Source organism: Oryzophilus luti (assembly GCF_059726245.1).
Genome location: NZ_AP040874.1, coordinates 3232236 through 3246405 on the forward strand (window position 1 = coordinate 3232236; position 14170 = coordinate 3246405).

Consider the following 14170-nt stretch of genomic DNA (forward strand, 5'->3'; position numbering starts at 1 on the left):
GGAGGATGAACTCGTGTTGGCACCGATATGTTCCATAGTTGCGCACAAATTGTGCTCAATTTCGGAGCAGTGTTCTGTCTTGCAACCCGGACGCCTTGTCTCGATCTAGCTGGCGGCCACAGTCTCCGCCGCCGGCTCCGGCTTTGGCTTATTCAGGACCTTGCGGACCCGGTTGGCCGAATGCGGTAGCGCTGCTTCCGTATGCCGCCGCAGGCCGATCAGCTCCGCCACCACGGAGACCGCAATCTCCTCGGGGGTCACCGCGTTCAACTGCAAGCCGATAGGCGCGTAAACCTTTTCCAGCAGACTGCGGTCGAACCCTTCGCGCTCCAGTTGTTCGTAGAGCGTCAACACCTTACGGGCCGAGCCAATCATGCCGATGTAACGCGCGCGGGTCTCAATGGCCCAGCGCAGAACCTTCAGGTCGTGGCGGTGTCCGCGGGTGACAATCGCGATGTAGGCGCTGTCGGGCGGATCCAGCTCGGCCATGATCTGATCCATATCTCCACTTAGCACGTCGAGGGCCTCTGGGAAGCGCTCGCGGTTGGCGTAGATGTCGCGATCATCGGCAACGATGGTCTGGAAACCGGCCAGCATGCCGACCTTGTAGATATTCAGGCCCACGTGCCCGGCGCCGAAGATGTATAGCAGGGGCGCGGGAATCACTGGTTCTACAAAGACTTCGAGCGATCCACCGCAGACCAGCCCGGTGTCATCGTCCGGGTTCTGGTCCAGGTTGAAGTGCAACGTGTTGGGCTTTTCTTCGCTCATAACCTGCATGGCCCCCTTGCGGACTTCGTTCTCCACGCAGCCGCCGCCGATGGTGCCGAGAATCGTTCCATCGTCGCGAATCAGCATCTTGGCCGCCTTGGCCGAGGGGATGGAGCCGCGAACATTGACGATGGTGGCAAGGGCGGCGCGCCGTCCCTGGCGCTGAAGATTGCAAATCTCCTGATACACATCCATGACTAAGTCCTCTATGTGGAGCCGGATCAGTGCTTTGAGCCTGCCGCTTCCCACTGCTCGCGGGCCGCGCCCAGCCGTTCCCTCAGCTTTGCCACCACCTCGGGCAGCACGGCAATCACCTCGTCGATCTCCTTCTCGGTGTTCGCCTTGCCGAGGCTGAAGCGCACGCTTGAACGGGAACGCTCGCCGCTGAGGCCCATCGCCATCAAGATGCTCGATGGTTCGGCCTCTCCGGCGTTGCAGGCCGCCCCGCGTGACACCGCAATGCCGCGCTCATCGAGCGCCAGCACCAGGGCATCGCCTCCAACGCGATCAAAGTAAATGTTGGAGGTGTTGGCCACGCGGACGGCTTCCCGGCCGTTGACTCCGGTCTCCGGAATCTTGGTAAGCACGGCGGCTTCCAGTCTGTCGCGCCACTGGCGCAGGCGATCCACAGAACCGTCGGTCAGACCCTTTTGCGCAATCTCGCAGGCCTTGGCCAGCCCGACGATGCCGGGGACGTTCTCCGTGCCTGGTCGGCGCCCGGTCTCCTGGTGTCCGCCGTGGAGTAGAGCCTTCAGCGGCGTTCCGCGCCGGATGAACAGCGCACCGGTGCCTTGCGGGCCATGGATTTTGTGCGCGGTGATGGTCAGCAGGTCGCAGCCGATGCGGTTGACGTCGATGGGAACCTTGCCGGCGGCCTGCACGGCGTCGGTGTGGAACCAGACGTCGGCTTCGCGGGCGATGCGGCCAATCTCTTCGACCGGTTGCAGCACGCCGGTCTCGTTGTTGGCCATCATGATCGAGATCAGTTTGGTGTTGGGACGCAGGGCGCGACGAACTTCCTCCGGCACTACTTCGCCGCGCCCATTGACGCCCACCCGCGTCACTTCGCAGCCGAGGTGCTTTAAATACAAGCACGTCTGCAGGATGGCGCTGTGCTCAATGGCGCTGGTGATGATGTGGTCGCCGGGCTGCACCATGCCCACCAGGGCGTTGTTGTCACCCTCGGTGCCGCCACTGGTGAACAGCACTTCGCTGGGCTTGCAGCCAAGGAACTCCGCCACTGTACTGCGCGCCTGCTTGAGCGCAGCCAGGGCGCGGCGGCCGGATTCATGCATGGAAGATGCGTTGCCGAACTGCTCAATGAAGTACGGCAGCATGGCATCGCGCACTTCCGGCAGCAGAGGGGTGGTTCCGTTATTGTCGAGGTAGATCATGGCGCCTCACCGTTGTTTCCGGGGGAGTGCCGGGAATGCCGGTACCCTCATGCAGGACTGCACTTGAAGGGCCACCAGGAGTGAAGTTCAGCAGGTGCACGCGGGCGCGGCGCTCGTTGAACTCGATAATGTTAAGGCAGCCGTAAGTCTGCCCGATGTGCATCAGTTGCGCGGTCGGCAGGCCAAGGGCCTCGCAGAGGATGGTGCGGTTGACGCCCGCGTGGCCCACCAGCAGCAGGTGGCCTTCGGTCTCTTCCAGAACCGGATGCAGGAAGTTCCACACGCGCGTGCGGCAGTCGGCAAAGCTCTCGCCCTCCGGCGGACGCCAGTTTTCAATATCCGCACCGCGCGCGGCAAATTGCTCCGGAAACTTCTCGCGGATCTCGCGGAAGGCATAACCCTCCCAGCTTCCGAGATGAATCTCGCGCAATTCGCGATGCGGCTCCGGCACCAGGCCACGCGCACCGAGAATGATCTGCGTGGTCCGCACCGAGCGCGTCAGGTCGCTGCACAGCACGCGCTGGAACGGCACCTCCTGCAGCCAGTCTCGCAACGCCCATGCCTGCTCCACGCCTGCCTCGCTCAGCGGAGCTTCCGTCTGGCCAATATAGCGCTTGCCGTTGACCTCGATGATGGCCCCGTGGCGCACGAGATAAAGGAACGTCGTCTTCATCGCGCACACACCTCCAGCCGCCGCTTGGCGCCGGTGAAGGCTGCGCGTTCCGCAGTCGCTGTAACTTGAATTGCTAGGCGCCCACCGCCGCATGCGTTCAGGATGGCCGGAACTTCGAGCAATTGCCGGCGCGCCCGAGAGGGCAGCGCACGCTCGTCTCCTGCGGCGCAGCCCACCAGCACTTCCAGTTGGTCCACCTTGCCGCGAACAAGCTTGCACTGCAGGTCGCAGACTTCCGGCAGCGTGTAGAGCGCATCTTCAATGTCCGCGAGCGTGAGCCGGTTGCCTGCGCCGAGCTCGACTCCGCCGCCCACGCGTCCGCGCAGGTAGCGCAGCGTGCGCAGACAGGTGCCGCACGCGCACGGCGTGGCCGCAAAGCTGGCGAGGTCTCCGGTACGGTAGCGGATGAGCGGCATGGCTTCGCGCGTGAGCGTCGAAAAGACCAACTCACCGGTCTCGCCATCGGGCAGAGGAACCCCGCTCTGCGGATCAATAATTTCAAACAGCAGGTCGCACTCGCGCAGGTGGTAACCCTCATGCGCGCGGCAATCCACACCGCCGCCAAGGCCGGTTTCGGTCATGCCGTAATGCTGGAAGACCTCACACCCGGCGCGGCTGCGCAGGCGCTCAATGAGCGCGGGAGAAACATAGTCGCTGCACAACACAATGCTGGTGAGCCGCGCGAATGCCTCATCTGCACGCTCTCCGCGCAGGGCAAACAACTGCGCCAGTTGCACCGGGAAGCCGATGATGCTGGTGGCACGCTCGCGCAGCATGGCTTCCAACGCACGCTCCGGCACGCCGATGAGCCCGAACGGAATTGCGTGCACGCCAGCGCGCTCAATGCCTTCGCCAAGCAGCCGGCCTACGCTTCCTTCGCGCTCACAGGGCAAAGCAATCAGCATGCGGTCACCCGGCTGTGTGAGCGTGGCCACACCATGCTCGAAGAATTCAAGGGAAGACTGTTGATCGGCGGCGCTGAAAAACAGGCGCTTGGGCGGGCCGCTGGTGCCGCTGCTGGAGAGCGTTACCACGCGGTTCACTTGCTCCTGCGAGACACAGAGCATTCCGGCCGAGTACTCGGCGAGTTGTTGCGGCGTGGTGAACGGTATGTGCGCTAGGTCGTCGAGCGTACGAATGTCATCAACGTCGACGCCTGCAAGATGTTCGGCGTAGAAGGTGCTGTGCTGCTGCACGCGGCGGATGGTTTCACGCAACGCATGCAACTGGTGGAGTGTAATGTCCGAGCGGCGCAGGTGTCCGGCGCGCAGGCCGACACGCGCGGCAATCCAGTCATGCAGCGGCGTCATGGGCACGGTGGCCAGTTCGGCAATCATGCGTGTGCCCCTTTCCTGCGTGCCGGCTCCGGGCGATACAACGTGTGTCCCGTTGAGGACGACAGGTTGTAGGCACACAGCGGCACCAGCTTCTGCGACGGTGAAAGCACATGCAGGAAGCACTCGCGCAGGCGGTCGAGGTCGAGGTTCCATGCGTCCTGAAAGGCCATGCCCGAGATGCAGAACGATTCGCCCTTCTGCGCCAGAAACGTATCGAGGCTGCTGAGATCGAGCGACGGATCGTCGGCGAAGGTCTCCGGCTGCGGCCGTGGCAGCGACCAGTTCTGCGCCACGAACTTGCGCGCGGCGCGTGCGCCCTCGCCATGCCCCATCGCTGCGCCAAGCTGCACCAACCCTGCATCGGGCGGAGGCGCACAACAGGTGCTCACCGGGCGCGGCGCTGCCTCGACCACGCCCGATGGCCGTATCCAGAACTTGCCATGAAATTCGCAGAAGGCGTTCTCGCCAGATGCCGGATAGAAATCCTTCACATGGAAGAGCCCTTCGGTTTGCCGCTCGATCTGCTGCATCACTTCCGGAATGGTGATGCGATCCTTGTCGCGCGGCGGCTCCGGGTAGCGTCCAAAATAGCTGACCGGCTGGAAGTGCACGGCACGCACCACGGGCGCGTGCGCCAGCGCCAGGCGCAACAAATCGCCGATTTCGCTGGTGTTCACGCCGGGCACAAGGGTTGGCACCAGTACCACGCCAAGGCCGCCATGCGCGCAGTTCTCTATTGCCCGCAGCTTGATCTCCAACAGGTCGCGGCCGCGTATCTGACGGTAGACGTTGTCGGTGACGCCATCGAATTGCAGGAACGCGCAGCCCAGCCCGGCCTCGCGCAGACGCGCCGCATAGTCCGGCTCCGCCGCCAGGCGCAGGCCGTTGGTGTTGAGCTGCTGGAACGGAAAACCGCGGCCTCGAACGATGCGTATGACGTCTTCGAGGTCTTCGCGCATGGTGGGCTCGCCGCCGGAAAGTTGTATGTTGAACGGGCCGCCACGCTCCAGTAGCGCGCAGCACCAGGCGTCGATTTCACTCAGGCTCGGCTCGGCGCCGCCAGCGTAAGAGTTCGCGCTGGCAAAGCAGACGGGGCAATGCAGGTTGCAGCGCTGCGTCACCTCCAGCACCACGCAGCAGGTGTGCTGGCGATGGTCGGTGCAGAGTCCGCAATCATAGGGGCAGCCACGCTGCACGCCGCCGGAGCAGGCCGGTGGCTGCGAGGGCATGATGCGCTTCTTCGACCAGTCCTGATAGAGGTCAAAACCACGCCACACGATGGTCTCGAATTCGCCGTGCTCAGGACAGTTCTTGCAGAGGTAAATATCTTCGCCACGGCGCACGCGTGCGGCGCTCAGCCGCAGCAGGCAGACCGGGCAGACGCTCTCGGTGTAGCTGAGGACTTCCCCACCTTCGCCCTTGTAGCGCTCAGGCAGGTGCGGTTGAAAATTGGCACGTGTCTCGGGTTGCCGTCGGTTCTGCATACGTCGTCATTGCCGGGCTTGCGGTCAGGCTTCCTGCGGCTCGCCGTTCCAGTCAAAATCGTTTTCCGCCAGAATTTCACGGAGCTTCTCAACGCTCTCAATGATGATGAGCGAGCAGCGCGTCATCTGTGCGCGCGGATCATCCTGCACGATCTCCGCGCAATTGATGCCGCCGAAGCGCTTGGTGTATTCGACCTCAAACCACTCCACAAACTGGCGCAGCATGGTTTGCAGCCGGGGATCGGCGTTGGTTTCCGCGCTGCCTTTGCCGGCATACATGCCGAGCACGCAGCAGCCGCCGGTGAGTGCGCCGCAGGTTTTGCCGCAGCCGCAACCGGCAAGCAGTCCGGTCATGGCCTTCACCAGCTCGGGATTCTCATGCCCCTGCGCTTCCAGCGCCATCAGGGCAAGAATCTGGCTGCACTTGAAGCCCTGCATCGCAAGTTCCATGATGCGGAAGGTTTCATCTGCCATGGTCGTCCGTTTCCTCTCCGGGCCACTCGTCAGTGCGAACAGCCGTTAACATGAAATATCCCGCGCGCGCCTGGCGCATGGCATCGTCGATGCGTTGGCTCGCCTCGGCATCTTCTCCGCCCCAGAGCGGCTCGGCCGTCTCCTGCTCAAAGAGGAAGCGTGCGAGCGATTCGCGCAGCGCCCGCGAGTGGTCCTCGAAGCAGGTCACCTCGAACCCTTCCTGTTGCAACCAGGCTTCCAACTCCTCCTGCACCAGAAGGCCGGAGACGCAGGTATCGGCCAGCCGCCGCACCACGCCGATGGCTTCCGGATTGCGTGCGTATAAATCGCACAGCATCAGGCTGCCGCCGGGACGCACGATGCGCGCGCATTCGCCCAGCACCTTCGGCTGCCGTGGCATCAACGACAGGCTGCACTCGGCGATCACAGCATCGAACGACGCCGTGGCGAACGGCAACTCGTCGGCAAAAGCGGTCATGATGTACGGCTCATCACAGGCACGTTCCGCCCGGGCCGGGTCCACGCCGTAGGCGTCAAAGCCAAGGCCGCGCAATAACTGCACGGTCTCTCCGGCACCACACCCAAGGTCGAGCACGCGCGCCGGTGGCTGCACCTCCGCCAGTTGCAGCGCACGAATCGTCAGGCCCTCACCGCCCGGATGCGCGATGCGGCAGCCCGAGCGCAGGTAGCCCGTGGCGTAGGCGCCCGCATGATGTGGCCTGGCACAGCTCATTTGTCCTCCAGCGCCTGCTCCACGCGCAGCATTTTGCCCAGCGCCAGAGACTCCGAGATATAGACCACGCCGCAGCCGGGGCACTTCCACAACTCCACCGGGAAGGCGTTGCCGAGATACGAGGCCATGACCTTGCCCTTCACGAACGGCTGGTTGCACCGGCAGCAGACGAGTGGAGATTCGTTGCCAATTTCCGGAAGCTGCATCATTGCACCTGCATTCTGTGCGAGTACGCGTTATGGACAGTGAAGCCGCGCTCGGCGGGCGTGTATTCCACCCAATAGGTGACGCAGCCCGGGCAGTGCGTAGCCAGCAAGTGTCCGTTGGGCATCAGGAATTTGTTGCCGCCGTCTTCGGCCGCCGCCAGCGTCTTGCGTATGTCCTCTTCAAGAATCATGCGGGTCTCCAGCACCTTGCGAACCTCGGCGCTGATGGCCAGCGTCATGCGCTCGGCCGCCGGACGATCTTCGCCCCAGAGCCGCAGCATCTTCGACTTCAGGTGCGCGCGGTTGTCCTGTCGTCGCGAGAAGCCGGGGTCGGGTCGCTCAGCCGCCTTTCCCTTTTCATCGTCGAAGAGCAGATCCAGCACGTGCACGGCGCGCTTGCCCTGCTTGGCAAAGTTGTCCCGGCACATGGCGCAGTAGGTGATGTAGTCGGCATCACTTTCGGCGGCGCGGCGTTGTACGGACTTTGCCTCCAGTTCGGGATTGACGAAGCTGGCCAGGCCACCGTAGCCGCAGCAGGTGGTTTCCCCGCGCGGATTCAGCTCGGCGGCGTGGACCCCCATGTTCTGCAGAAGGTTCCGCACTGCGTCTTCCACTTCGGGATAGGCGCGCGTCGAGCAGGGATCGTGAATGGCATACGCGCGGCCGCCCAGCACGGCGCTGCGCTGCTGCGCTTCGGCGGTGTTCATGTGCGGCCACAATGACTCGACGGCCAGCTCCGGCAACTGTTCCTTCAACGTGCGGAAGCACGAGGAGCAGGCCGTGATGATCGTCGGCTGGCCCATCTCATTCCAGGTCCGCCGCAGCGCCTCCTGGTTCTTCGCGAACAGGTCATTGCGTCCGGCCCACAGTGCCGGCGCACCGCAGCAATTCAACAGCAGCCCCACACCGCCCGTGTACTGTTTGCAGAGAAATTCATAACAGGATTGAACATGCTCGGGAGAAGAAGCCGCGAGCTGGCAACCGGGGAAGAACAGGTATTTGCTCTTCTGGTGGCCGGGCTGGTGTTTGGCCATCGCACACGCCTCGCTGGTACTGAACGCCATATCGCGCAGGGCAAAATCATGCGCGGAGACCGGCATTTTGCGCGTGGCCACCATGGTCTGCCGCGCGTCCATGCAAACGTCCGCCATGCTCATCTTCTCGGGGCAGACGGTCTCACACAACCCGCACAGGGTGCACGAATTGATCATGCGGTTCAGGTTCCGCGTGCCCATTACGATGCACAGGTTGTTGTAAATCTCCCGGGCGTAGCGTTTAGGATAGCCCTTGTAGTCCTCGAGGTACTGGCAGACTTTGACGCACTCCATGCAGGAGCACGGGAAACAGCGCGCGGCCTCCTGCTGCGCCTCCTCGCGCGTGTACCCTGCGATGGCATCCGCGGGCAGCACCTGCGGCAGCGGCTCAAAGACGGAAGTGTTGGTATAAAGGCGAGACTGCTGCGGCCCCTGGCCTTCACGCCCTACCTCAATCTTTGCACCCTGCAAACTGCGATCGATAGAGGTTGCCGCGCTGCGACCATCGTGTAACGAAGTTATGGGCGAATATGGCTGCGCGACATCGCGCGGCGTGCGGCCCGCAAAGAGCTTCGGAACGCTCGTGGTGCAGGTCAGCGGATCGACAGTAAACTCGCCGCCAAAATAGCTGGCCAGCGTGGCTGCATCGCCAAAGGCGACGTACAGCGCATCGCAGTCATTCAGCAGGCTGAGCAATTCCTCGCGGCCAATGTGCGCGGCGCCGTAGACTTCGACACCCAGCGCGTCGAGCACCGCGAGATCCTGCTCGATGGCTTCCGGCGGAAGCAGACTCGGCGGAAACTGGCGCACATGCGGCAGCAGTTCCGGAGAAGCTTCGTAGAGTGAAACCTGATATCCCTTGGTGGCGAGGTCGATGGCTGCGGTAACGCCGCGCAGGCCGCCACCGGCGATGATGATCTTGTGTTCGCGCGAGCCAAACTTGCGCGGGGTGGCGATGGCGCCACCATAACGAATGGTTGCCAGTTCCAGTGCGCCGAGCTTGAGTGCGTCACCGGCTTCGCTGCGGCGGCAGACCTTCTGGCAGGGACGGTCGCAGGCGTGCGCAATAATGCGCGGCAGCGGAATCACACGCTGGAATGTCTTGAGAGCCGCGGAGAAGTTGCCCTTGCCGATGGACTGCGCCATCTTGCGCGCATCCACATGCACGGGGCAGGCGGCATTGCACGCGGGTGGCTGCTCCTCAATACATTGCGCTTCCCATTGCCTGACGCGGTCGCCTTCCATAGAGTTCAGTCCTTCTCAACTCACACATGGTGCGGCCCCAGTTGTCCGTCTTGAGGGAGCGGTTGAAAGACGGTTCTTCATCTTCCAGCCGCCCCGGTCAGCTCTGCCACCTTACAGCAAGAACCTGGAACCTGGGCCCACATCGTTTCGCCGGGCGCGGAGCAACTCCTGCTCCGGCGAGCTATTGCCTACGCCTGTTTGGGCGCGGGCTGCAACACGGCTGAGAACTTGGCGGAGACGATGCCGAAGATGTTGCCGAGAATCATCGCCACTGCCACTGCGATCAAGCCGTTCTGCATGTTGATCTTTGTCATGGCCGAAGCCGTCAGCGCATCCTTGGTCATCAGCAGGAAGGCGAAGGTTGCGGCATAACCGTAAAAGCCCGCGGGAATGGCACTGAGCAACTTGATGTTGGCGGCCGAAACCAGCACGAACACCGTGACACCCACCACGAGAGCAGCCCGCAGCACCAGTCCGGGTGCGGGAATGGAAACGATCAGCATGGCTGCGACCCAGCCGCAGACGATGCCGAACAGGTTGTTGATGATGGAGTTCTTGAGTGCTCCTGTATCGCCGCCACAATGGAAGAAGCTGGCCCAGGCCACAAATACGGCCCACACCGACAGACCCACCGTAAGGCTGATCCAGGTTGCAACTGCAGCTAGGATTGCCAGGGAAATGCTTAGCGCAACGAGAGGTTTCATGTACCGCGTTTCCTCCACTACACGAGAATGACTGCTTCACAACACTCGTTTTACGTTGCACATCAGCCCTGTCCGCAGGAAGAGACCTGACGGAGGTGTACACGCCCGCCCGATCGTTCCGCGTGACAACCCACCGTTTGGGGGAGGTAGAAAAGGCGGCCGGAACTGCGTTTACAATTCCGGCCGCCTCCTCAACTCAGGCTATGCGTGCACCGCTTCCTTCGCCTTGGCGTCGATTGCCGCCTTGACGATTTCCGGCAGAGCCGGGATGCGGGTGATCCAGACGCCGCAGGCGTTGTGGATCGCGTTCATGATGGCCGGGTGCGGAGCGGTTAGCGGTGCTTCGCCGACGCCCGCCGCGCCGAACGGTCCCAGAGGACGAGGAGTTTCCTGGAAGATGATCTCCATATCGTCTGGAATGTCCTTGATGTACGGCAGACCGCAGTTCTTCAACGAGGTGTGCTTCTTCAGATCGTCGAAGTCTTCGGTCAGCGCCAGGCCGATGCCCTGCGCCAGACCGCCGTAAACCTGGCCTTCCACCGTCGTGCGGTTGATCAGCGTGCCCACGTCGACCACCGTGGTGAACTTCACGCAGGTCACCTTGCCGGTTTCCATATCGACTTCCACTTCCGGCATGAACAGTTCGTACATGTAGACCGGGAACGGCTTGCCCTGGCAGGTATCCGGGTCGCAGGCCGTGCAGTCGGTAGCCACCCACTTGCCGTCGTAGTGCAGCGGAATCTTCTCCGCCACCATCTCGGCGTACGTGCGGTAGGTGCCATCCTTCTTGCGCATGGCGTTCAGCAGCATTTCCGCGGCGATCTTGGTCGCGTTGCCGGTGAACACGTTGGAGCGGCTGCCGCCCGAAGGACCGCTGTTCGGCAGGTCGGTATCGTTCATGCGCAGCTTGATCTGCTCCGGCTTGATGCCCGTCGGACGCAGCACTTCGTGAGTGATGGTCAGCGCCGACAGATCGGAACCCTGACCGTGATCCTGCCAGGAGTTGAGCACCAGCACGCCGTCCGGCGTCATCTCGATGGCAGCTTCCGAACCGTCTGGACCGTCAAGGCCGCAACCGTACAGGCCAAGGGCAATGCCCACGCCGCGCTTCTTCTTCGGCGTCGAGAGCTGCTTGCAGCGCTTCTTCGCCTCTTCGTACTTCGGGCGCAGCTTGTCGAACATGCTCTCCAGGCAATAGACGTCCAGTTCTTGTCCGAACGGGAAGGTCGAACCCGGGCGGTTGATGTTCTTGTAACGCAGGTCGAACGGATCCACACCCATCTTCTCGGCCAGCATGTCCATGGCGATTTCGGAGGCCAGGAACGACTGCGGAGAGCCGAAAGCGCGGAACGCCGAACCCCAGGCGTGGTTGGTGCAAACCGTCACGCCGTGGCCGCGGATGTTGTCGATCTCGTAGCCGGAGCCGGTGTACTGGCCCTGACGCGAGGTGACCAAGTCGCCGAACTCGGAGTACGGGCCGTGATCCATCCACCACTCCAGCTCCATCGCCAGCAGCTTGCCGTTCTTGTCGGCGCCGAGCTTCACCTTGTTGTTCACCGGCGAACGCTTGCCGGTGTAGGTGATGTTCTGGAACTGCGTGTAGACCAGCGAAACCGGGCGCTGGGTAGCCAGGCAGGCCACGCCGAGCAGAGCTTCCATCGTCGGGCTGAACTTATAGCCGAACGTACCGCCGGTGCCGTTCTGGATGATGCGCAGTTTTTCCGGCGCAATGCCAATGCCGGGGCAGATCATGGCGTGATGCAGGTGCAGGCCAATGCTCTTGGAGAGAATCGTCAGGCGGCCTTCATCGTCCAGATACGCTTCGCCGCAATCCGGCTCCAGGTGGAGGTGCGGCTGGCGGCTGCAATAGGCTTCCATTTCCACCGTGTAGTCGGCCTTGGCCATGATCGGGCCAGTTTCCTCGCCCTTCTTCACGCCCTGCTCAAAGTACACGTTGGGGGTTCCCGGGTGAATCTCGATGGCGTCGGGAGCCATGGCAGCATCGCCGCTCATGTAGGCGGGCAGCACTTCGAGGTCAACCTTCACCTCGGCGGCTGCGGCGCGCGCATGCTCAACGGTGTCAGCGCAAACGATGGCGATGGCGTCGCCAAACTGGAAGACCTTGTCCTTGCACAGAATCGGACGGTCCCAGCCGTCGCCCTTGTTGGTCGGGAAGGTGATGAGGCCGGTGATGGCGTTCTTGCCTTTCACGTCCTTCCAGGTCACAACCTTCGCCACGCCCGGCATCTTCTCCGCCGCGCTGGTGTCGATGCCCTTGATGTTGGCGTGCGAAACTTCCGCCTGCACCAGAGCCAGACGCAGCGTGTCAGGCGGCATGTGCAGGGCAACGTCGGCACCGAAGTCCCACTGGCCGGTGACCTTCGCCACGGCCGACGGACGGCGATAGCTGGAGCCAAGGATGGAACCGTTTTCCGGCGGCTCCCACAGCAGGTCTTCCTTCTTCTTTTCGCCACGCAGCACAGCGGCGGCATCCATCACGGAGTCCACCAGCGGCTTGTAGCCGGTGCAGCGGCAGGCATTCTTGTTGGCTTGGAACCAGTCGCGCACTTCCTCGCGCGTCGGGTTGTTGTTCTGGTCAAGCAGAACCTTGGCCGACATCAGGAAGCCGGGGGTGCAGACGCCGCACTGCGCGGCACCGTGCGCCATCCAGGCCACCTGCAGCGGATGCAGGTTCTCAGGCGTTCCAAGGCTTTCGATGGTGGAGATTTTGGCCGCCGGTTCGACGTCCTCCATCATGACCATACAGGCGCGTACGGGCTCGCCGTCCATGATGACCGTGCAGGTTCCGCACTGGCCCTCACTGCAGCATTCCTTGCAGCCCGTCATCAGAAGCTGCTCGCGCAGCACTGTCGCGAGGCTCTTCTCCGGATCGATAATGACGGTGCGATCCACACCGTTCACATTCAGATTTCTCTTCAGCATGAACTAGACCTTTTCCTTTCTTCCTCCGGCTGGCTTCGCGTCCGGCCAGCTTCAAACATGGGTTGCAACTTCAGGCTTTTGGGCGAAGCTTGCTGGCCGTCTTGCAAAACGGCCCCGTTTACCCTGCGAATCGTTTGCGTCCGTCTCGTTTGTTGTCGTTAGAAGCCGTAGGACATCTGGAAGCCGTAGGTGTGGCGAGCCTTGAGGTTGACGCCAGGCGCCACCTGCCCGGCCACCTGCGCGATGCCGAAGTCAAAGTTCAGGTTGTGCTTCGGGCTCGGGATCAGACGTGCGCAATAGGTCAGCGTCGTCGGAATGTTCAATCCCGGGAAGTTCTCCGGATGATGCGGCTGGTGCGCCGCTTCCGAGGCCAACGCGAACATCGTCTTGCCCGGTCCCTTGAATACCAGCGCCGCCGATCCAAACGCGTGCGCCTGCCAGTCCGGCGCGTTGCCGCCCATGCCCCACAGCTCGGCATTGGTGCCGCGAACGCCCGCCGTCAGAAGCAGAGCCGCCAGCGGTCCCGCGTTCTTCACCGGAACCGTCTTGGAACCCACGAGGTAGATGTCGCCGTTCGACTTGCCGTTATTCGTCGTCGGGTCCCATTCCACATAGTTGCCAACGTTGCGGACGCCGGTGCGCGCAATGAAGCCCACCGAGATCGCCGGTACCCAGTTCTGCTTGTTGTAGTTCTCCGGCACCACGTTCACTTTGCCGTTGAAGATGTCAAAGCCGTTCTGCCACAGACGGCTCAGCTGCGCATCGCCGCCCAGGTTGTGGAACTCGTGCGTGTAGCCAAACTCCACACGCTTGCCAACCGCAACTTCAATCGACGTCTCGTGGAAATCGCCGATCACAGAGCCGGCGTTGAAGTAGTGATACGCCGCAACCGCGTGAATCTTCTTGTTCGGTACGCCCGCCGTGTACGCCAGCGGCGTCACGAACACACCAGTTTCACCTTCCCAGCCCAGTGCCTGTGCATGGGCCGGAGTGGACGAGCCGCAGACAAGCAGCAACAGCGCGAACATCATCGCCACTGCCAGAAAACGCGAGCGCCAGGGGGCCGTCTGCTTCTCATTTATGTAGGGGATCATTCCTCTTCCTCCGCAAGGTGCCCCTCCTCTCCGCAACGGCGCGCCGTTGGCGTGTGAGGTAAAGAGTGCCCGTCTTCG

At 62.6% G+C, this 14170-nt stretch carries 12 protein-coding genes; all 12 read right to left on the reverse strand.

All coding sequences use genetic code 11. From position 1 onward, the window contains the following. Positions 1-105 precede the first annotated feature (105 nt). Entirely contained in the window at positions 106-966 is an 861-nt protein-coding gene (locus AC6IZO_RS13750) for an XdhC family protein (protein WP_497805575.1), read from the reverse strand. A 26-nt stretch (positions 967-992) separates the two neighbouring features. Then, a complete protein-coding gene (locus AC6IZO_RS13755; protein ID WP_497805577.1) occupies positions 993-2165 on the reverse strand; it encodes a cysteine desulfurase family protein in 1173 nt (390 codons plus the stop codon). After that, positions 2146-2838, reverse strand: coding sequence for a histidine phosphatase family protein (locus tag AC6IZO_RS13760; RefSeq protein WP_497805579.1), 693 nt, complete (start codon positions 2836-2838; stop codon positions 2146-2148). Before AC6IZO_RS13760 ends, AC6IZO_RS13755 begins: the two co-directional genes overlap by 20 nt. Then, positions 2835-4175: a DVU_1553 family AMP-dependent CoA ligase gene (locus AC6IZO_RS13765; RefSeq protein ID WP_497805581.1), complete on the reverse strand. Its 1341-nt coding sequence runs from the start codon at positions 4173-4175 to the stop codon at positions 2835-2837. Before AC6IZO_RS13765 ends, AC6IZO_RS13760 begins: the two co-directional genes overlap by 4 nt. After that, positions 4172-5659: a radical SAM (seleno)protein TrsS gene (gene trsS, locus AC6IZO_RS13770; RefSeq protein ID WP_497805583.1), complete on the reverse strand. Its 1488-nt coding sequence runs from the start codon at positions 5657-5659 to the stop codon at positions 4172-4174. The genes AC6IZO_RS13765 and trsS overlap by 4 nt, the downstream gene beginning before the upstream one ends. 24 nt (positions 5660-5683) lie before the next feature. Beyond that, positions 5684-6133, reverse strand: coding sequence for a DVU_1555 family C-GCAxxG-C-C protein (locus AC6IZO_RS13775; protein ID WP_497805585.1), 450 nt, complete (start codon positions 6131-6133; stop codon positions 5684-5686). Continuing rightward, on the reverse strand, positions 6123-6866 hold the full coding sequence (trsM, locus tag AC6IZO_RS13780) for a DVU_1556 family methyltransferase (RefSeq protein ID WP_497805586.1): 744 nt from the start codon (positions 6864-6866) through the stop codon (positions 6123-6125). Before trsM ends, AC6IZO_RS13775 begins: the two co-directional genes overlap by 11 nt. Continuing rightward, a complete protein-coding gene (locus AC6IZO_RS13785) occupies positions 6863-7075 on the reverse strand; it encodes a DVU_1557 family redox protein (RefSeq protein WP_497805588.1) in 213 nt (70 codons plus the stop codon). The genes trsM and AC6IZO_RS13785 overlap by 4 nt, the downstream gene beginning before the upstream one ends. Continuing rightward, a complete protein-coding gene (locus AC6IZO_RS13790) occupies positions 7072-9351 on the reverse strand; it encodes a pyridine nucleotide-disulfide oxidoreductase/dicluster-binding protein (RefSeq protein WP_497805589.1) in 2280 nt (759 codons plus the stop codon). Before AC6IZO_RS13790 ends, AC6IZO_RS13785 begins: the two co-directional genes overlap by 4 nt. Before the next feature lie 188 nt (positions 9352-9539). Next, positions 9540-10055: a DUF1097 domain-containing protein gene (locus AC6IZO_RS13795; RefSeq protein ID WP_497805591.1), complete on the reverse strand. Its 516-nt coding sequence runs from the start codon at positions 10053-10055 to the stop codon at positions 9540-9542. A gap of 201 nt (positions 10056-10256) precedes the next feature. Further along, positions 10257-12998, reverse strand: a complete 2742-nt coding sequence (locus tag AC6IZO_RS13800) for a molybdopterin-dependent aldehyde oxidoreductase (protein ID WP_497805593.1) — start codon at positions 12996-12998, stop codon at positions 10257-10259. A gap of 158 nt (positions 12999-13156) precedes the next feature. After that, positions 13157-14092 (reverse strand): hypothetical protein, encoded by a 936-nt coding sequence (locus AC6IZO_RS13805; protein ID WP_497805595.1) that lies wholly within the window; start codon positions 14090-14092, stop codon positions 13157-13159. Between the last annotated feature and the right edge of the window lie 78 nt (positions 14093-14170).